This is a genomic window from Pseudomonas sp. GL_103 (assembly GCF_057835175.1).
Genome location: NZ_CM174420.1, coordinates 4,213,635 through 4,232,782 on the forward strand (window position 1 = coordinate 4,213,635; position 19,148 = coordinate 4,232,782).

A 19,148-nucleotide genomic window follows, 5' to 3' on the forward strand; every position below is an offset into this window, starting at 1 on the left:
CCTCAACCCGGTACTGCTCCGAGCATCTGCGCTCCGCCTCACGGCGAAGACGCACCCATACGGGGGCTACATTGTTGGAAGAGCTTCACACCCCACCGTTACCAGTGACGCATGACTTCCTAGGCTATCGTTGGTCGCACAACGAGTCCGCTGCCACTCCAAACAGGCAATGGTTGGACAATGACAGACAGAGCTTTCGCTCATGTCTCCGGTTTGATGTGAACAGGGACTGCCGAGGCAGCATGCTCAAAGAATTGTTACCTCCTGTTTCAAAAGCAGGAGGGAACCCCAGCGGGGATTCTCTCCCGCATGGGTTTAGCCCTGAATAGGGCTGATGTGTAGTAGGCACTCCAATACCGGAAATCCAGTACTGCGGTCGAGCCACCGAGCGCTAATCGACCTTGAGTTTGCCACCGCCGCTGCGGCAAGTCCTTGAAGGCATTGGACTTCTGGGAGGGTTTTGTTTCTTGGGATTGGGTACCCAAGCTCTCGGCTCTCTTTCGAGAACCCTTCAAGATGACTCTACACCTCGAAGTTTAGGAGACACGCCACGCGTGTCGCACCAAGGGCATGCATTCTAGTGGGTCAAACTCAAGAAGTCACCCTACTGAAAACGGGTAAAAACGCAGCAGGCAATTTATAGGTGCGAATGCACGAATGCACCTCGCCCCGATGGCAAATACAACCAATCACGCCAGGGCTCTGCGCCAACCTTTCCATATATAGAGGAGGTCGCCAATCATCTCCCTGACACCCGAACTCGCAAGCAAGGCCGGCGGGCAGGACCGCATCATCGAGAAACATAAATACGACGAAACGCCCTGCCCCTGCGACCCGGAACCTGCGGCCGCTGAAACAAAAAAGGCGCCAGACTTTTCAATCTGGCGCCTTTCGAAATATGGGGTGGACGATGGGGATCGAACCCACGACAACGGGAGTCACAATCCCGTGCTCTACCAACTGAGCTACGCCCACCATATTGCCTGTTAAAGAAGCCAAACAACTTCTTTATCAAGCTCCAGCCAGGCCAGCAGCCTGAGTGAAGCTTTAATTGGTGCGGATGAAGAGACTCGAACTCTTACGCCTCGCGGCGCTGGAACCTAAATCCAGTGTGTCTACCAATTCCACCACATCCGCGGGTGAAGCCTTTAAAGCAAAGGCGCCAGACTGTTAATCTGGCGCCTTTCTAAATATGGGGTGGACGATGGGGATCGAACCCACGACAACGGGAGTCACAATCCCGTGCTCTACCAACTGAGCTACGCCCACCATATCGCGCTACTTGTGCCAAAGCTGCCTAATGGCGCACCCGGCAGGACTCGAACCTGCGACCATCCGCTTAGAAGGCGGATGCTCTATCCAGCTGAGCTACGGGCGCCTTGTTAGCTGTAACCTTGGAGGACTACAAACTAAGTGCTTTCCAGTCTCGCAGAATCGTAATCCCGCTCAACCTTCCTAACCAGTGCTAGGCTGTGCCCGACAAGTGCGACGAATAGTATAGAGCCACCCGAAGGTCGTCAAATCCTTTTTAAAAAAAATTCATTTAATTAAAGGAGTTAGGGGAATTTGCAGACCAAGCGCCTTTGCCCTCACCGCATGACATGCGAGAATGCGTTCTCTTTTTTTCCCCTCTCGATGGTTAATCACGCGCAATGACTGCACAACTTATCGACGGCAAATCGATCGCCGCCAGCCTGCGCCAGCAGATCGCCCAACGTGTCACCGAGCGTCGCCAGCAAGGCCTGCGCACGCCCGGCCTTGCGGTGATCCTGGTCGGCAGCGATCCTGCCTCTCAGGTTTATGTCTCGCACAAGCGTAAAGACTGTGAAGAGGTAGGCTTTCTATCCCAAGCCTACGACCTGCCTTCCGAAACCACTCAAGAAGCGCTGACCGAGCTGATCGATCGCCTGAACGACGATCCTGCAATCGACGGCGTTCTGCTTCAGCTTCCGCTTCCCGAACACCTGGACGCCTCCAGGCTGCTGGAACGCATTCGTCCGGATAAAGACGTCGACGGCTTCCATCCTTATAACGTCGGTCGCCTGGCCCAGCGCATCCCGCTGCTGCGCCCATGCACCCCCAAAGGCATCATGACCCTGCTGGAAAGCACCGGTGTCGACCTTTACGGGATGAATGCCGTGGTTGTCGGCGCGTCCAATATCGTTGGCCGCCCGATGGCCATGGAATTGCTGCTGGCCGGTTGCACCGTGACGGTCACCCATCGCTTTACCAAGGACCTGGCCGGCCATGTCGGTCGTGCGGACCTGGTCGTCGTCGCCGCCGGCAAGCCAGGCCTGGTCAAGGGTGAATGGATCAAGGAAGGCGCGATCGTGATCGATGTCGGCATCAACCGTCAGGACGACGGCAAGCTGGTCGGTGACGTGATCTACGAAACCGCCCTGCCCCGCGCCGGCTGGATCACTCCGGTACCGGGCGGCGTAGGCCCGATGACCCGTGCCTGCCTGCTGGAAAACACCCTGTACGCCGCTGAAACCCTGCACAGCTGAGTTTCACTGCGCACGCTGACAGCGTGACGAAGAACCCCGCCCCCCTTGGCGGGGTTTTTTTTGCCTGCGAAACGATCTCGACCACCCGACGGAAAATGATTTTTTTTTCATGTTTCTCAGGACTTTCACCTGCTACTTGATCAACCATCGACAGTTATTCAGCCATACTCCAGAATGTCGCGCTTTTTACGGAATAGCCCGTTACAAAACGGCTTATCAACACTTTATGAGTCTGCCAGCGTGAAAATCCGTCTTTCCATCCTGAGCCTATTTTTTGCAGTTACAGGGACTTTCATCACGCCAATCGCCAACGCTGGCGAAACCACCGCAGCGCCTCGAAATACCTCGCAACTCAAGCTCGCTTCCGGCAGCTCTTTACTGCTGGATATGCAGACCAACAAAGTCATCTATGCCAGCAATCCGGACGTCGTCGTCCCCATCGCGTCCGTCAGCAAACTGATGACCGGCCTGGTCGTGGTTGAAGCCCGGCAAAACATGGATGAGTACATCAACATCAACATCAGCGACACACCGGAAATGAAAGGTGTGTACTCCCGGGTCAAGCTCAAGAGCGAACTGCCGCGCCGGGAAATGCTGCTGATTGCCCTGATGTCATCTGAAAACCGAGCCGCTGCAAGCCTGGCCCACCACTATCCGGGTGGCTATGTCGCGTTCATTGCTGCAATGAATGCCAAGGCCCGGGCCTTGGGCATGACCAATACCCATTTCGTCGAGCCGACAGGTCTCTCGCCGCGCAACGTTTCGACCGCTCGCGATTTGAGCAAACTGTTGATCGCCGCGCACAAGTACCCGCTGCTGACCGAGTTGAGTACAACCAAGGAAAAGACCGTTTCGTTTCGCAAACCGAACTACAGCCTGGGTTTCCGCAACACCGACCATTTGGTCCGCAAGCCGGACTGGGACATCCAGCTGACAAAAACCGGTTTCACCAACGAAGCAGGTCACTGCCTGGTGCTGGTGACCCGAATGAGTAACCGCACGGTGGCCTTGGTGATCCTTGACGCCTATGGCAAGTACACCCATTTTGCCGATGCCACGCGCATGCGTAATTGGGTAGAGAGCGGAAAGAGCGCGGACGTGCCTTCCGTAGCCTTGCAGTACAAGGCAGACAAGAACCTCAAGCAGCGCCAAAGCGGCGTGGTTGAAGCGTCGAAGTAACCTTGCTGCAAACCCATGAAAAAGCCCCGAACATTCGGGGCTTTTTTTCGCCCGACATTCAGTCGTTGGGCAGCGGCATCTGGTCGTCATCCGGGATGCCGTCGCCGACACTTGGATCTCTCCACCCCTTCGGCTTTTCAGTGGGCACCACCGTTGGTCGCGCCAGGGGATCCCTCAACGGGCTGTCGGGATCCATCACCGGATCGGTGCTTTGCTCGGGGGTTGTAGGGACAGTTTCCGGACGTTTGTCGTCGAAACTGGAATCGGTAGACATACACACCTCCATTGGACCTAAGGCTTCAGGTCACCCAGTGGATCGTAGGGCTTGGCGGGAGCCTTGGGGTTATCACCCGGTTTCACGTCCCTCGGTGCCTTGGCGGGCCCGATCGGGTCGACCTGAGGATCGGCAAGGTCCGGGGAATCCGGGTCGAACCCCAACTCATTACCGGAGGAATGTTCAGACGAGTGCGGACCGACGGGCGTTGTGGAATGAGCCATGGGCGCCTCCTGATCTCGGCCCGAGTAATGTTCCGGGCCCTTAAAGATCAGAGGCTGGCGATGGGCGAAGGTGCCCGACGGGTGACCAACGGACTTACTGGCTGGCCAAGGCCTTTTTCGCCCTGGCGGCGGCCTGTTCCTGACCGGCCTGGGCCAGATCGTTGGCGGCCTTGAGCCAACGCTGCTGATCGACCTGGGCCGGGATTTGCGTCGGATTCTGGATCAGCACCGCCCAACCACCGGCGTCCTTGAACGCCGACTCGAAGGAACTGAAGCTCATCAGTTCGCGGCGATTCATCCCGGCCCGCAGCAGGACCGTCTGCTTCTGGCGGTTATAGCCGGCAAGAATGGCGTATCGCGGTTCGGCCCACATGGCCGAGCCTTCAGTAAAGCGCACCATCACCGGATAACCGGCGGCGACTTGGGTCAACAAGGCCGCAAGGTTGCTATCGAGGGGGTAAACGACCATCCCGTAATCGCGGGCCAGGTTCTGCATGTTCTGTTGTAATTGGGCTTCGCCCCCCGGCAAATGCAAGGGTTTGTCGAGCAGCCCCGGGGTAATTACGATGCCCTGCTGGGACAGCATGCTGGCCAGCACCTGCGGCCCGCTTTGATACGCATCGCCCCGGTAGAACCGGCCGCTGAGTTCGACACGCTCCGGCAAGCGCTTGATCTCGGGCGCAACGCTCCCGGCACAGCCCGCCAGGCTTGCCACGCAACCGGCGATCAGCATGGTCGACAAAATTCGAGAAAATACCCGCACCATCATCTCTCTCTTGTTCAGGTTCAGACGCCAGGCAATCCCATTCCCGGCTTGGGCGTCGATCATAGGTCGCCGCGCCGCTACGGTATAGCTCTAAACGGTAGTCGCGTGCATTCGATAGAGCGAACTGGTTGGTGACAGACGACTTTCGGTCAATAGCCTGAAATGCAGCAAGGGCTAGACTGTTCCCTGAAGAGACGACAGCGAAGCGTGAGTGCCCAAAGAAGGGCAAAGAGGAGGCACAGATGAGCCTGACCATGATCATTGTAATGTTGGTTTGCGGCTGGCTGGCGGTAGCCGCCGCCATGCTGTGGGGCGTACTGCGCATTACTCGCCGCCACCATCACCCTGTCCAGCCGACCCCTGCGCCGGAAGCGGACAATACGCCGAACCAACACGCCAACGCTCACTGACCACACCTTTACACGAGACCAACAAAAACGGCCGCCTGCACTCCATGGAGTTCAGACGGCCGTTTCTTTTAGCGTGGGTTAAGCCTCAGTGGCTACCCGTTTCTGCCTGGACCGGCGGGACATCATGTTCAACACCTCGATCGAAGCCGAGAATGCCATGGCCGCATAGACGTAGCCTTTCGGTACATGGGCGCCGAAGCCTTCGGCGATCAGCGTCATGCCGATCATGATCAGGAAGCCCAGGGCCAGCATCACCACCGTCGGGTTGTCGTTGATGAACTTGGCCAGCGGATCAGCCGCCAGCAACATCACCAGTACCGACACCACCACCGCGATGACCATGATCGGTAAATGCTCGGTCATGCCGACAGCGGTAATGATGCTGTCGATGGAGAACACCATGTCCAGCATCAGGATCTGACCGATCGCGGCAGCGAAGCCCAGGGTCACGGTCGAGGTCGCCGACTTCGGATCTTCCGGTGCCGGGTCCATGCTGTGATGGATCTCGGTGGTCGCCTTCCACAACAGGAACAGGCCACCGGCAATCAGGATCATGTCCTTCCAGGAAAACGCGTGGCCGAGAATCTCGATCACCGGATTGGTCAACTGGACGATGAACGCGATGGTGCTCAGCAAGCCCAGACGCAGGATCAACGCCATGCCGATACCAATGCGCCGTGCCCGCTGGCGATTGTGCAAGGGCAGCTTGTTGGTCAGGATCGAGATGAAGATCAGGTTATCGATACCGAGCACGATCTCCATCACAATCAGGGTAGCAAGGGCGACCCAGGCGGTGGGGCTGGCGGCAAGTTGTAAAAGGTAGTCCATGGGTCAGTCCTGACTCGTTGTAATACGGTTTAGATTTCCTGGGAGGAAGATTCGGTTTTTTCCGATTCTTTTTCCGATGATTCTTTTTTGCTGATCAACCCGCTGGTGGCGTCACTGAGTGCTTGCTCGGCGGCCTTGTGGGTATCGTCAATCGCCTGTTTGGCGCTTTCGGCAGCCTTGCCCATCAATTGTTGCGCGCTTTTCTCGGCCTGGTCGCAACCGGCCAATACCAGTAAAGATGTGATCAACAACGCCGTGGCTTTAATTTTCATGATGCTTCCCTCGATATAACGAACGAGACCGAAACGATGGCCCGTTGATAGCGAGGCATTCTAGGGAAGCGGATACTTCAGGAAAATTCGTATTTTTGCCATGTATACTTCGGTTTTTACGAATGTAGGAGCTGCCGAAGGCTGCGATCTTTTGATTTTGTTTTTAACGGGCAGATCAAAAGATCGCAGCCTCGTTTCACTCGACAGCTCCTACAGGGGACCGTGTATGTTGAACTATCGGCAATTGCATTACTTCTGGGTGGTGGCCAAGACCGGCAGCATCGTGCGCGCCTGCGAGCAGCTCAATCTCACGCCGCAAACCATCAGCGGGCAGATTTCATTGCTGGAACAAACCTTTGGCATCGAGTTGTTCCGGCGCGTCGGACGGCAACTCGAACTGACCGAGGCCGGCCGCCAGGCCCTGCCCTACGCCGAACAAATGTTTCAGCTGGGTGGCGAACTGGAACTGATGCTGCGGGCACAACCCAATGAACAGCAGATCCTGTTTCGCGTCGGTGTGGCCGACGTGGTGCCCAAGTCCATCGTCTATCGCCTGATCGCACCGACCATGGAACTGAGCGAACCGCTGCGCATCACGTGCCGCGAAGACAAGCTTGAACGTTTGTTGGCCGACCTGGCGATCCAGCGCCTGGACCTGGTGATCTCCGACAGCCCGATGCCGTCGCACCTGGACATCAAGGGCTACAGCCAGAAACTCGGTGAGTGCGGGATCAGCTTCTTTGCCACCCCTGAGCTGGCGGCCCGTTACGGCCGGGACTTTCCGCGCAATCTGCACGGCGCGCCGCTGCTGATTCCCGGCCCGGAAACCGTGGTTCGCAGCCGCTTGCAACGCTGGTTCGCCGAGCAACAGATCCAGCCGAAAATTGTCGGGGAGTTCGACGACAGCGCCCTGATGCAGGCCTTCGGCCAATCCGGCAGCGGGATCTTCATCAGCCCGAGCGTGATTGCCGATGAAGTGCAACGCCAATACGGCGTGGAGGTGATTGGCCAGACCGACGCGGTGAGCGAGTCGTTCTACGCCATCTCAGTGGAACGCAAGGTCAAGCACCCCGGCATTGTCGCCATTACCGAAGGTGCCCGACGCGAGCTGTTTACAGCGCTGTGATTTCTTCCCGGGGCTTGAAGGTCATCAGCGCGATGGCCAACAGGATCGAAGCCAGAATGAAAGCGGCGGCTGCAAAGCCAAGGCCTTGCAGGCCGACGCTGTCGATCACCCGACCACCGATCATCGCGCCCAGTCCAATACCGAGGTTGGCCCCGGCGATGTTCAGCGACGCAGCGAAGGCCGGCGCTTCGGGCGCCGCTTTCATCAGGCGCACATGGCTGACCAGGAACAACGCCGCCTGGGTCACGCCCCAGATGCCCATCGCCGCCGCCAGACCGAGTGGCGAATGAATGTTCGGCACCAGCGCCACCAGGCCGGCGATCATGAACGCACAGAACATCATCGACGCCATCAGCGGGTGACGATCCACCGCCCGGCCGCCCAGGGAGTTGCCGATCAGCCCGACCGCGCCAAAGCCCATCAGGCACCAACCGACCACAGTGCCGTTGAAGCCGGCCAGGCGCTCAAGGATGTCCGCCAGATAGGTGTAGGCGGTGAACATGCCGCTGAACACAATCACTGACAGCAGCACGTGACCGAGCATCAGCGGGCTGCGCAGGATCTTGAACTGCGACCGGAAACTCACCTGATGCTGGTGCAGGTTGGTCCTGGGTAGATAGATAAACAGCAGTAACGCCTTGGCAAAGGCGATGACCGCCAGAATCGCGAAGGCACTGCGCCAGCCGAACGCATCGGAAATCAGCGTGCCCACGGGAATGCCGAACACCGTGGCGCAAACGATGCCGAAGCCGATCTTGGCGATGGCGCGACCGGCGTACTCCGGCCCGACGATGTCCACCGCCGTTTCGCTGGCCAAGGCCCAGAACACCGGCAGCCCCAGCGCCGGGATCAACCGCGCGAACGCCATCACCCAGATGTTCGGCGCCAGCGCCGCTAGCGTGTTGGCCAGGCCAAACATGATCAACACCGAGATGAACAGCTTGCGGCGCTCGAAGCGGGCGAAGTATGCCGTCAGGAACGGCCCGAACGCGGCCACGGTGAAGGCGAACAGGGTCACCAGCAAACCGGCCTGCGGGATGCTGACCTCCAGGTCCCTGGCGATAGCTGGCAACAGGCCAACGATGATGAATTCCGTGGTCAGCACCGTGAAGCCGGCGGCGGACAACAGAAGAATGGGCAACAGCATGCAAAACTCCAGAAAACGAAAACACCAGCGATAGCCCGAAGGCCCACTGGCAGACATGAAAATGAGGATGGCGAATCTTAACAGAGTGTTTTCGGATGCGGTTGCACGAACCTGCAATTGACGTTGAATACCAGGGTGGCAGTTCGTCACAGGTCTGAAAGATCGATCCTGCGCTGTGATAAAGTCCGCGCCCTGAAAAACGTACACCCTGTGTTTATCGGCCATTTTTGGCGTCGATGACACGATCCTCTTCGGTTTCCTGCGGGCTGCACGCGCGGCGAAACCTTGCACTTATAAAAAATCAGAGATGCCGTTTTATGACTGCTTCATCCCCTTCTCTATTGCAACGCCTTAAACGCCTGAGCCTGGTCACACAGATCGTGATCGGCCTGATCGCCGGTATTGCCCTGGCGCTGTTTGCCCCCGACATGGCGAAGTCCACGGCGTTCATCGGCAAAGTGTTTGTCTCGGCACTGAAAGCCGTCGCGCCGATTCTGGTGTTCGTGCTGGTCATGGCGTCGATTGCCAACCACAAGCACGGTCAGGAAACCCATATACGGCCGATTCTATTCCTGTATCTGCTGGGCACTTTCGCCGCCGCTGTGGTCGCGGTGGTTGCCAGCATGACGTTCCCGTCGAGCCTGGTGCTGTCGACCCAGGACGTCGCGGTCACAGCGCCGGGCGGGATTGGCGAAGTGTTGCAAAGCCTGTTGCTGAGCGTGGTCGATAATCCGGTCAGCGCCCTGATGAACGCCAATTTCATCGGCATCCTGGCGTGGGCCATCGGCATGGGCATTGCCATCCGCCACGCCGGCGACACCACCCGTGAAGTGCTGGGCGACCTGTCCAACGGCGTGACAGTGATCGTGCGCCTGGTGATCAGCTTTGCCCCGCTGGGCATCTTCGGCCTGGTGGCTTCGACCCTGGCCACTTCCGGTTTCGGCGCCTTGATCGGCTACGCGCACCTGCTGGCCGTGCTGCTGGGCTGCATGCTGTTCGTGGCGCTGGTGATGAACCCGCTGATCGTTTTCTGGAAACTGCGTCGCAACCCATACCCGCTGGTGCTGACCTGCCTGCGCGAAAGCGGCATCACGGCGTTCTTCACCCGTAGCTCGGCGGCGAACATCCCGGTCAACCTGGAGTTGAGCAAGCGTCTGGGCCTGCACGAAGACACCTACTCGGTATCGATCCCGCTGGGCGCGACCATCAACATGGCCGGCGCGGCAATCACCATCACCGTGCTGACCCTGGCGGCCGTGCACACCCTCGGCATCGCCGTGGACATTCCCACCGCGATCCTGCTGAGCGTCGTTGCGGCGATCTGTGCTTGCGGCGCTTCGGGTGTGGCCGGTGGTTCGCTGTTGCTGATTCCACTGGCGTGCAGCCTGTTCGGCATCCCGAGCGAAATCGCCATGCAGGTGGTGGCGGTCGGTTTCATCATCGGCGTGCTGCAGGACTCGGCGGAAACCGCGCTGAACTCCTCCACCGATGTGCTGTTCACCGCGGCGGCCTGCCTGCGTGAAGAGGCAAAAGCAGAACGCCTGGCCTAACGAAGATCAAAAGATCGCAGCCTGCGGCAGCTCCTACATTGGATCGCCGTACACCCTGTAGGAGCTGCCGAAGGCTGCGATCTCTTGCTCCACCAACGAAAAAGCCCGCCAAGGCGCAAACCTTGGCGGGCTTTTTTGTACCTGGACGGTTTAGAACGCGCCCATGTAGTCGCGCTTGCCCACTTCCACGCCGTTGTGGCGCAGCAGTGCATAAGTGGTGGTGACGTGGAAGAAGAACTGCGGCAGGCCGTAGGTCAGCAGGTAGGACTGGCCGCTGAAGCGCTTCTCTTTAGGCGTGCCCGGACGGGTGACGATCTCGATGCCTTCCTTGCCGTTGATCTGCTCTGGCTTGATGCTGCCGATGAAGGCCAGGGCCTTGGCGATCAGCGCTTGCAGATCCGCGAAGGTGGTTTCTGTGTCGTCGTACTTCGGCAATTCGACTTCGGCCAGGCGACCGGTAACGCCCTTGCTGAAATCAACGGCGATCTGCACCTGACGCACCAGCGGGAACATGTCCGGGAACAGGCGCGCTTGCAGGAAGGCGTTAGGATCGATGTTTTTTTCGGTGGCGTGGGCTTCGGCTTTCTTCAGCACATCGCTCAGGGCGTTGAGCATTTGCTGGAAAACAGGCACCGAAGCGTCGTACAGGGAAATGGTCATGGCAGGTCTCGTGTGGTGACAGAGGGAAACGTCGGCCGATTATAGCCGCGCGCCGCCCTCCCGAGACCGGACTTTTTCAGCTGCCGTACACTTTGGCCGCCGGAACGGCCTGAGCCACCAGCTGTGCGACGGCATCACCCATCTCGCCGACCGCCCAACGGCCCTGGCGATCCAGTTGCGGACCACGGCGCCAGCCGTCGGCGATGGACAACTTGCCGCCCTCGACTTCGAACATCTGCCCGGTCACCTCGGCGGAAGCCTCGGAGCCCAGCCACACCACCAGCGGCGCGACGTTTTCCGGGGCAAAGTAGTCGAAGCCCTCTTCCGGCTTTTTCATGGTGTCGGCGAACACTTGCTCGGTCATCCCGGTGCGCGCGGCCGGCGCCAGGGCGTTGGCGGTGATCCCGTAGCGGCGCAGTTCAGCCGCCTGCACCAGGGTCAGCGAGGCAATACCGCCCTTGGCCGCCGCGTAGTTGGACTGACCGATGGAGCCCTGCAAACCGGCGCCGGAGCTGGTGTTGATGATCCGCGCATCGACCTTGGCACCGCCCTTGGCCTGCTCGCGCCAGTACTTCACGGCGTGGCTGGAAATGCAGAAGTGGCCTTTGAGGTGCACGGCGACCACGGCATCCCAGTCGGCTTCGCTGAGGCTGGCGAACATGCGGTCGCGGCAGATGCCGGCGTTGTTGACCACCACGTTCAGATCACCGAAGGTTTCGATGGCCTGACGCACGATCAGGCCCGCCGAGTCGTAGCGGGTGATGTCGTCGCTGTTGGCCACGGAACTGCCGCCCTGGCCGAGGATTTCACCGACCACGGCCAGCGCCGCTTCGCGGTTGATGTCGTTGACCACCACTTTCGCGCCTTCGGCAGCGAAGGCCAGCGCGTAGGCGCGGCCCAGGCCACCGCCGGCACCGGTGATGATCACGACGCGGTTTTCACAGATTTTCATCAGGCTATTCCTTCAAATTCATTACTAGTCGACACATCCCCTTGTGGGAGCGAGCCTGCTCGCGAAAGCGGTGGGTCAGTCATCATCAATGTTGAATCTGATGGCCCCTTCGCGAGCAGGCTCGCTCCCACAGGTTCAGTGCACGTCCTGGAGTCACAAACGTTCGATGATCGTCACGTTGGCCTGGCCGCCGCCTTCGCACATGGTCTGCATGCCGTAGCGACCACCGCTGCGCTCCAGTTCATGGAGCAAGGTGCACATCAAGCGGGTGCCGGTGGCGCCCAATGGATGACCGAGGGCAATCGCGCCGCCGTTGACGTTGGTCTGTTCATGGGGATAGCCAGTCTCTTTCAACCAGGCCATGGCCACCGCGGCAAAGGCTTCGTTGATCTCCACCCGGTCGATGTCTTCGAGCTTCATGCCGGCACGCTTGAGTGCGTAGGCGGTGGCCGGGATCGGCGCGGTGAGCATCCAGATCGGGTCTTCGGCGCGCACGCTCAGGTGATGGATGCGTGCCCGTGGCGTCAGGCCGTAACGCTTGAGCGCCACCTCCGAGACGATCAGCATCGCGCTGGCCGCGTCGCAGGTCTGGCTCGATACCGCAGCAGTCACCCGATCGCAGCCGAACAGGAATTCCAGCTCGGCCATTTTTTCCAGGCTGGTCTGGCGCGGGGTTTCGTCATGCAGCACACCGGCCAGCGGCACGATTTCGCGATTGAAGCGGCCTTGCTCGATGGCTTGCAAGGCACGTCGATGGGACTCAAGCGAATAGGCTTCAAGCTGCGCCCGGGACAGGTCCCACTTCTCGGCGATCATCTGCGCAGAACGAAACTGCGTCGGTGGTTGAGCGCCATAGCGCCGCACCCAGCCTTCGGAACCGCTGAATGGATCGGTGAAGCCCAAGGGTTCGGCAGCGATCATCGCCGAGGAAATCGGGATCTGGGTCATGGTCTGCACGCCACCGGCGACGACCACGTCCTGAGTGCCGCTCATCACCGCTTGCGCGGCGAAGTGCACTGCTTGCTGGGACGAACCGCACTGGCGATCGATGGTGGTGCCCGGCACCGCTTGCGACAGGCCGGCCGCCAGCCAACTGGTGCGGGCGATGTCACCGGCCAGCGGGCCGATGGTGTCGACACAGCCGAAGATCACATCGTCGTAATCCTCGTCGGGAATGGCGTTGCGCTCGACCAGCGCGCGCAACACATGGGCGCCCAGGTCGGCGGCGTGGATCTGGCTCAGACCACCCTTGCGCCGCCCGGTGGGCGTACGCAGGGCGTCGACGATATAAGCTTCAGGCATGGTCTACCTCGGTAAAAAATTGAAATCTGGTATTGAGAGCGCCGAAAAACCTGTGGGAGCGAGCTTGCTCGCGATGGCGGAGTGTCAGTCAACATCGATGTTGGATGTGCCGGCCTCATCGCGAGCAAGCTCGCTCCCACAGGGATTTAGTCACCCTTACTGACTGATTAGAACGTACTGCCCGCACCCAGCTCTGGGTTGCCGTCAAACAGGGCCGCACGAATCCGCCCTTTGTGCAGACCGCGATCGCCCCAGACCTTGTCCAGCGCCCAGGCGCGTTTCATGAACAGGTGCAAATCGACTTCCCAGGTGTACCCCATGGCACCGTGGGCCTGGATGGTGTTCTTCGCGGCGAGCATCGCCGCTTCCGCCGTCACCAGCTTGGCGTGGGACACCAGCACGTCATGCCCGGGTTGCTGCTCGGCCAGCGCATAAGCAGCGCGGTAGAGCGGGCCTTTGGCGAACTCGATCTGCACCGCGACGTTGGCCATCAAATGCTTGACCGCCTGGAACGAGCCCACCGGCTTGCCGAACTGTTTGCGCTCGAAGGTGTAGTCCACCGCCAGGTCGACCATGCGTTTGGCCAGCCCCAGCAGTTGCGCGGCACTGGCGAGGGCGCCACGGTTGAAGGCGGCTGTCCACAAGCGCCGTCCTTGTTCGCCGCTGGCCACGCAAGTAGCGGGTGTTGGCGTCCATTCGACCTGGAACAGCTGACGGCTCGGGTCGACCGACTCGTTGCGGGTCAGGCGCACCGCGTCACGCTCCAGGGCGTGCACTTCATCGCCATTGGCCAGCAACAGCAGATCGGCGACATGGGCATCGCTGACCAGCGGATTACCCGGCTCGGAAACTGCGAGACGTGCACGGCCCTCAGCAACGCGTGACAGCCATTTTTGTTTGAGCGGCGCGTGTTGCTCATCGAGGGCGGCAAGCAACGGCACGCCAACCAGCATGGTGTCCACCAGCGGCTCGGGCAGCCCGGCGTAACCGCATTCCTGAGCGATCAGCACGAAGTCCAGCTCATTCATGCCCATGCCGTCCTGCGCCTCGGGCACGGTCAGGGCGGTCAGGCCCAGCTCCACCAGTTGCGCCCAGAGTTGTTCACTGCGCCCGCTGTCGCTCTGCCACAGTTCGCGAATGCGTTCCGGGGTGACTTCGTTGATCAGGAAGCTGCGGACGTTGTCCTGAAACAGCAGTTGGTCGCGGCTGAAACTAAAGTCCATGGTCTATTCCTCAGGCACGCGGCATGCCGAGCATGCGTTCGGCAATGATGTTGCGCTGGATCTCGTTGGTGCCGGCGTAGATCGGCCCGGCCTGGGCAAACAGGAAACCTTCCAGCCAATGACCGACGTCACCGGCGGCCGGGGCATGCGGCAACAGTTCACCGCGCAATCCAAGAATGCTCATGGCGGTGTCGTGCATGCGCTGGTCGAGTTCGGACCAGAAGATCTTGTTGGTCGACGACTCCGGCCCGATCTTGCCGCCCTGCACCAGTTGCGAGGCGGTCATGTAGGTGCTCAGGGTGTAGGCCTCGGCATCGAGCCAGGCGCGCATCACGGCCTCACCAATGGCCGGGTCGCGGTCGGCGTGCTCACGGTTGGCCAGGTACAACTGCACCAGACGCTTGGCGGTTTCCTGGAAGCGCGCCGGTGAACGCAGCAACAAACCACGCTCGAAACCGGCGGTGGACATCGCCACGTGCCAGCCCATGCCTTCGCCACCGAGGGCGTTCTCCACCGGCACCTTGACGTCGTCGAAGAAAATTTCGGCAAAGCCCGGCAAACCGTTGAGCTGCGGAATCGGCCGCACGGTGATCCCCGGCGTGTCCAGCGGCAGCAGGATGAAGGTCAGGCCGTGATGACGCTGGGACTGCGAGTCGGTACGGAAAATACCGAACGCCCAGTCGGCCCACACCGCGCGGGTCGACCAGGTTTTCTGGCCATTGATCACGTAGTGGTCACCCACCCGTTCAGCCTTGGAGCGGATCGCCGCCATGTCGGAACCGGCGCCCGGCTCGGACCAGGCCTGGGCCCAGATGTCTTCGCCGGTGGCCATGCGCGGCAGAAAGCGCGCCTTTTGCTCCGGGGTGCCGTACTCCATCAAGGTCGGGCCGAGCAGGAAGATGCCGTTCTGGTTGACCCGTGCCGGCGCCCCGGAACGGTAGTATTCCTCTTCGAAAATCAGCCACTCGATCAGGTCGCAGCCGCGTCCGCCGAGTTCGGTCGGCCAGGTGACCATGCCCCAACGGCCTTCGTTGAGCTTGGCTTCCCAGGCGCGGTGCTGGGCAAAGCCCTGTTCGGTGTCGAACGATTGCAGCGGTTCACTTGGTACATTGGCCGCCAGCCAGGTCCGCGCCTCGGCGCGAAAGGCCTGCTGGGCCGGGGTATAGGTCAGGTCCATGGATATGCCTTCAGCCGTTGAATCGGGCATCGCGTTTCTCGACGAACGAGTCGCGTGCTTCCTGAGAGTCCAGTGAGCGGTAGGCTTCGAGGGTGAAGCCCTGCTCCCAGCGGTATTTGTCTTCCAGATTGCCGTCTTCGATGCCGCTCAACGCTTCCTTGGCCAAGCTGATCATGCCGGGGCTCTTGGCGGCGATGGTGCGGGCGATTTGCAACGCGGCTTCGCGCAAGTCTTCGCGCTTGACCACCCGCTCCACCGCGCCCAGGCGGTAGGCTTCGGCGGCGTCGATGGCCTCGCCGGTGAAGTACATGTGGCGGACTTTCTGCACCGGGAACAGACGCTGCAAATGCGCGCCGCCGCCCATGGCCCCGCGATCCACTTCCGGCACGCCGAAGGTGGCGCACTCGGACGCGACGATGATGTCGGCGGCGCCGCAGATGCCGATGCCGCCACCCAGCACGAAGCCGTGCACGGCGACGATCACCGGTTTCGGATTGCGATGGATGGCCTTGAAGCTGTCGTAGTTGCCCTTGTTCACCGCGACGATCAGGTTGCCGTCGGCGGCCAGTTCCTTGATGTCGACCCCGGCACAGAAGCCGCGACCTTCGGCACGGATCACGATCACCCGCACGTCGTTGTTGCGGCCCAGGCTTTCGATCTCGCTGGCGATATCGGCCCAGCCCTGGCAGCTGAAAGCGTTGACCGGTGGTCGGTTGAAGACCAGTTCGGCAATGCCGTGTTCGATGCTGACGCTAAATGGTTTCATGGTTTCCTTCCTTCACAATGCATGGCCCCTTACGACACACGGCGGCACAGCTCGCCCAGGCGCGCTTCGGCGTCGCGGACGATCTGTTCAATCAATTGGGCGCAGCTGGGCAAGCTGTCGATGGATGCAGCGACTTGTCCGGCAGGCAACACGCCCTCGGCCGGACGTCCGTCGACCATCGCTTTCTGGATCACCATCGGCGCGTTGGCGGCCATGATGCTTTGCGCGGCGGTCAGTTCTCCGCTGCCGCGCATCTTCAGCGCGCTGGTCAGCAGTTGCGTCAGGCTCATGCCGGTGTGGCGGCGGTAGGCCAGGCCACTCTGCAACGCCAGCAACAGGCGCTTGAGGCCCCCGCTGTTTTCCAGTTGGTTAAGCAATTCGTTGCGGATCATCCGTTGCGGCATGCCGTCGATGGCGCGGCTGATGATGATCGCCGCCGGGTCCTTGACCGCCAGGTAACGGGCCAGGGTCGCCTGGGGCACCGGGCTGTCGGCGCACATCAGGAAACGCGTGCCCATGGCGATGCCTTCGGCGCCGTAGGCCAGCGCCGAAACCAAACCTTTGCCATCCTTGAAACCACCGGCCGCCACCACGGGCACCGAAACGGCATTGACCACTTGATCCAGCAGCATCGAGGTCGGTACGGAACCGGTGTGTCCCCCGCCCTCGCCGCCCTGCACGGTCACCGCATCGGCGCCCATTTCCACGGCTTTCTGCGCATGCTTGAGCGCGCCCACCGTGGGGATGCACACCACGCCGGCATCCTTCAGGCGGCTGATCATTTGCTTGCCCGGCGAACGGCTGTAGCTGACCGCCCGGACTTTGTGGCGCAACACCAGCTCGACGATCTCGCCGGCATTGGCCTGGTACATGTGGAAATTCACCCCGAACGGCTGATCGGTCAGGCGTCGGGTTTCGATAATCGCCGCTTCCATCTGCTGCGGTTCGATGGTCGCCCCGGCGAGAAAACCGAAACCACCGGCATTGCCCGTGGCCGCCACCAGTTTCGGGTCGGCGACCCAGCCCATGGCGGTCTGGATGATCGGATAGCGGCAACCGAGCAGTTCAGTCAAACGGGTATTCAACGAGATCGCCATGCTCACGCCTCGCCCGTTTTGCGCTGGGAACTGGCCATGGCCTTGGCGTCGTAGCCGCCGAGACGGTCCCCGGACACCAGTTCATTGTGGGCATGGGCGAAGTGATGCAGGCCGAACACCATGTCCATGGTTGCGCGCTTACCCATCAGGTCTTCGGCGTTGTTCACCGCTTGCTTGCTCAGCTGCAGGCCCAGGCGCGGCATCTGGGCGATGCGCCCGGCGATGTCGAGGGTTTGTTGCTCCAGCTCGTCGCGAGCCACCACCCGATTGAGCATGCCCATCTGATAGGCACGCGGCGCCGGCATGCGCTCGCCGAGGAACAGGAACTCCTTGGCGATGCGCGGATTGAGTTCATGCACGTGGGCGAAATACTCCACACCGGGAATGCCCATGCGCACCACCGGATCGGCGAAGTAGGCATCCTCGCTGGCGACGATCAGGTCGCAGACCCAGGCCAGCATCAATCCACCGGCAATGCACGCGCCCTGGACCATGGCGATGGTCGGCTTGGGCATTTCGCGCCAGCGGCGGCACATGCCCAGATAAACCTCCTGTTCCCGGGCATAGAGAAACTCGCCGCCCGGTTTGTTCACATGGTCGTACCACAGACTGGCGCGGTCGAAGGTCTTGTCGACGTCGCGGCCCGGGGTGCCGATGTCATGCCCGGCGGAGAAATGCTTGCCGGCGCCACGCAGCACAATGACCTTCACCTCATCGTCATCGCAGGCCCGGCGAAACGCCGCGTCCAGCGCATAAGTCATCTGCGAGTTCTGCGCGTTGTGGAACTCGGGGCGGTTCATGGTGACCAGGGCCACCGCGCCACGCACTTCGTACAGCACCACCTCGGCCTGATTGTTATCGTTATGTTCAGCCATCACTTTTCTCCGCAACGCGTTGCTCAGCGTTGGCCTGGCGGGTTGTCTTTGAGTTGCAGGGCGCGCAGGTTGTGCGGGTCCAGACGTTGGATCAGCTGCAACTGCTCGGCCGTCGGTGCTGCCGTGGTCGGGCAGTCATCCGGCACGTGCAGCTCGAAACCGGTGTTGTCTTGGACTTGCGCCGCCGTCACGCCGGGGTGCAGCGAACGGATGCGCATCTGCCGCTGCGGGCCCTGGAAATCCAGGACGCAGAGGTCGGTGATGATCAGGCGGATGTCGATGTCGTCCAGCGACCAGCCCCGAGCGAGGCGCGCCGGGTTGTAGCCGACCGAGGCGACCATATCGACCTCGCCTTCGACGAACACTCGGCGGTTATGGCTCGGCACGCAAAACGAGTTGGCGTGGCTGATCGAGTTGCCGGGGAAACCGCGTACGCCAAGCATCTGCGCCTTGGGTTTGGCGTAGTCGCCGATGCAGGAAATGTTGGCTTGACCGTAACGGTCGATCTGGGTCGGGCCGACTAGAGCATGGCGCTTGCCGCCCCAGACGTTGTCGAAAATCCGCGAGAACCCCATCCAGCTGTCGCGCTTGGGTTCATAGCCTTTGCGCGCGCCCAACGGCACAGGCTCGGCGACCATGTAGGCTTCGGAATCGGTCATCAGCAGTTGCGGGTTGCTGGTCAACATGGCCAGCGACGCCGCCAGACGCGGGATCACGCCGATGCCGGAGGCCAGTACTTCGCCGTCTTCGCGCCAGGCTTCGGAGGCCGCGCAGATCATCAACTCAGCGAGGCTGAAATCAGTAGTGCTCATC

20 protein-coding genes and 4 tRNA genes are annotated in these 19,148 nt (G+C 60.8%); 5 read left to right on the plus strand and 19 right to left on the minus strand.

Translation table 11 applies throughout. The annotated features are described in order from the left end of the window. Window positions 1-899 precede the first annotated feature (899 nt). The 4 genes from AC3IP0_RS18875 to AC3IP0_RS18890 all read right to left on the minus strand — a co-directional run bounded on the left by AC3IP0_RS18875 (window position 900) and on the right by AC3IP0_RS18890 (window position 1,378). Window positions 900-975, minus strand: a tRNA-His gene (locus tag AC3IP0_RS18875). Between the two features lie 77 nt (window positions 976-1,052). Then, window positions 1,053-1,137, minus strand: a tRNA-Leu gene (locus tag AC3IP0_RS18880). Between the two features lie 56 nt (window positions 1,138-1,193). Next, window positions 1,194-1,269 (minus strand) — tRNA-His (locus AC3IP0_RS18885). A gap of 32 nt (window positions 1,270-1,301) precedes the next feature. Beyond that, window positions 1,302-1,378 (minus strand) — tRNA-Arg (locus AC3IP0_RS18890). Between the two features lie 274 nt (window positions 1,379-1,652). On the opposite strand from AC3IP0_RS18890, the gene folD reads away from it, so the two are divergent. Then, on the plus strand, window positions 1,653-2,507 hold the full coding sequence (gene folD / locus AC3IP0_RS18895; RefSeq protein WP_008001570.1) for a bifunctional methylenetetrahydrofolate dehydrogenase/methenyltetrahydrofolate cyclohydrolase FolD: 855 nt from the start codon (window positions 1,653-1,655) through the stop codon (window positions 2,505-2,507). Window positions 2,508-2,747: 240 nt separating this feature from the next. Continuing rightward, window positions 2,748-3,686, plus strand: a complete 939-nt coding sequence (gene pbpG / locus AC3IP0_RS18900) for a D-alanyl-D-alanine endopeptidase (RefSeq protein ID WP_489325619.1) — start codon at window positions 2,748-2,750, stop codon at window positions 3,684-3,686. Between the two features lie 58 nt (window positions 3,687-3,744). On the opposite strand, the gene AC3IP0_RS18905 is transcribed toward pbpG, so the two are convergent. The 3 genes from AC3IP0_RS18905 to AC3IP0_RS18915 form a co-directional block, all read right to left on the minus strand. Next, on the minus strand, window positions 3,745-3,960 hold the full coding sequence (locus AC3IP0_RS18905) for a hypothetical protein (RefSeq protein ID WP_489316550.1): 216 nt from the start codon (window positions 3,958-3,960) through the stop codon (window positions 3,745-3,747). Window positions 3,961-3,977: 17 nt separating this feature from the next. After that, window positions 3,978-4,184, minus strand: a complete 207-nt coding sequence (locus tag AC3IP0_RS18910) for a DUF6021 family protein (protein WP_057714089.1) — start codon at window positions 4,182-4,184, stop codon at window positions 3,978-3,980. A gap of 94 nt (window positions 4,185-4,278) precedes the next feature. Next, entirely contained in the window at window positions 4,279-5,013 is a 735-nt protein-coding gene (locus tag AC3IP0_RS18915; RefSeq protein ID WP_489316551.1) for a C39 family peptidase, read from the minus strand. A 191-nt stretch (window positions 5,014-5,204) separates the two neighbouring features. On the opposite strand from AC3IP0_RS18915, the gene AC3IP0_RS18920 reads away from it, so the two are divergent. Continuing rightward, on the plus strand, window positions 5,205-5,360 hold the full coding sequence (locus tag AC3IP0_RS18920; protein WP_489327839.1) for a hypothetical protein: 156 nt from the start codon (window positions 5,205-5,207) through the stop codon (window positions 5,358-5,360). Window positions 5,361-5,438: 78 nt separating this feature from the next. Here AC3IP0_RS18920 and AC3IP0_RS18925 read toward each other — a convergent pair whose 3' ends face one another. After that, complete coding sequence (locus tag AC3IP0_RS18925) at window positions 5,439-6,188, minus strand: TerC family protein (protein WP_108219136.1); 750 nt, start codon at window positions 6,186-6,188, stop codon at window positions 5,439-5,441. 29 nt (window positions 6,189-6,217) lie between these two features. Beyond that, window positions 6,218-6,460, minus strand: coding sequence for a hypothetical protein (locus AC3IP0_RS18930; RefSeq protein ID WP_489316553.1), 243 nt, complete (start codon window positions 6,458-6,460; stop codon window positions 6,218-6,220). Window positions 6,461-6,686: 226 nt separating this feature from the next. Here AC3IP0_RS18930 and nhaR point away from each other — a divergent pair, with 226 nt between their 5' ends. Beyond that, window positions 6,687-7,586: a transcriptional activator NhaR gene (gene nhaR / locus AC3IP0_RS18935; RefSeq protein WP_489316554.1), complete on the plus strand. Its 900-nt coding sequence runs from the start codon at window positions 6,687-6,689 to the stop codon at window positions 7,584-7,586. Here nhaR and AC3IP0_RS18940 read toward each other — a convergent pair. Next, window positions 7,573-8,733, minus strand: a complete 1,161-nt coding sequence (locus AC3IP0_RS18940) for an MFS transporter (protein ID WP_489316555.1) — start codon at window positions 8,731-8,733, stop codon at window positions 7,573-7,575. The genes nhaR and AC3IP0_RS18940 overlap by 14 nt on opposite strands. Window positions 8,734-9,050: 317 nt before the next feature. Here AC3IP0_RS18940 and sstT point away from each other — a divergent pair, with 317 nt between their 5' ends. Further along, entirely contained in the window at window positions 9,051-10,283 is a 1,233-nt protein-coding gene (gene sstT / locus AC3IP0_RS18945) for a serine/threonine transporter SstT (protein WP_489316556.1), read from the plus strand. A gap of 150 nt (window positions 10,284-10,433) precedes the next feature. On the opposite strand, the gene AC3IP0_RS18950 is transcribed toward sstT, so the two are convergent. The 9 genes from AC3IP0_RS18950 to AC3IP0_RS18990 form a co-directional block, all read right to left on the minus strand. Next, window positions 10,434-10,943, minus strand: a complete 510-nt coding sequence (locus tag AC3IP0_RS18950) for a DUF1993 domain-containing protein (RefSeq protein ID WP_489316557.1) — start codon at window positions 10,941-10,943, stop codon at window positions 10,434-10,436. 76 nt (window positions 10,944-11,019) lie between these two features. Then, the gene (locus AC3IP0_RS18955) at window positions 11,020-11,895 is read right to left on the minus strand and encodes an SDR family oxidoreductase (RefSeq protein ID WP_489316558.1); all 876 of its coding nucleotides are present in this window, start codon (window positions 11,893-11,895) and stop codon (window positions 11,020-11,022) included. 153 nt (window positions 11,896-12,048) lie between these two features. Beyond that, on the minus strand, window positions 12,049-13,197 hold the full coding sequence (locus AC3IP0_RS18960) for an acetyl-CoA C-acetyltransferase (RefSeq protein ID WP_489325620.1): 1,149 nt from the start codon (window positions 13,195-13,197) through the stop codon (window positions 12,049-12,051). A 167-nt stretch (window positions 13,198-13,364) separates the two neighbouring features. Continuing rightward, window positions 13,365-14,420, minus strand: coding sequence for an acyl-CoA dehydrogenase family protein (locus tag AC3IP0_RS18965; RefSeq protein ID WP_489325622.1), 1,056 nt, complete (start codon window positions 14,418-14,420; stop codon window positions 13,365-13,367). A 10-nt stretch (window positions 14,421-14,430) separates the two neighbouring features. Next, entirely contained in the window at window positions 14,431-15,597 is a 1,167-nt protein-coding gene (locus AC3IP0_RS18970; RefSeq protein ID WP_489319802.1) for an acyl-CoA dehydrogenase family protein, read from the minus strand. A 10-nt stretch (window positions 15,598-15,607) separates the two neighbouring features. Then, the gene (locus AC3IP0_RS18975) at window positions 15,608-16,363 is read right to left on the minus strand and encodes an enoyl-CoA hydratase family protein (RefSeq protein ID WP_489316561.1); all 756 of its coding nucleotides are present in this window, start codon (window positions 16,361-16,363) and stop codon (window positions 15,608-15,610) included. A gap of 29 nt (window positions 16,364-16,392) precedes the next feature. Continuing rightward, window positions 16,393-17,460: an NAD(P)H-dependent flavin oxidoreductase gene (locus tag AC3IP0_RS18980; RefSeq protein ID WP_489316562.1), complete on the minus strand. Its 1,068-nt coding sequence runs from the start codon at window positions 17,458-17,460 to the stop codon at window positions 16,393-16,395. A 2-nt stretch (window positions 17,461-17,462) separates the two neighbouring features. After that, window positions 17,463-18,335, minus strand: a complete 873-nt coding sequence (locus tag AC3IP0_RS18985) for an enoyl-CoA hydratase (RefSeq protein ID WP_046043072.1) — start codon at window positions 18,333-18,335, stop codon at window positions 17,463-17,465. Between the two features lie 23 nt (window positions 18,336-18,358). Next, window positions 18,359-19,147 (minus strand): CoA-transferase subunit beta, encoded by a 789-nt coding sequence (locus tag AC3IP0_RS18990; protein ID WP_347911611.1) that lies wholly within the window; start codon window positions 19,145-19,147, stop codon window positions 18,359-18,361. Window position 19,148 lies beyond the last annotated feature (1 nt).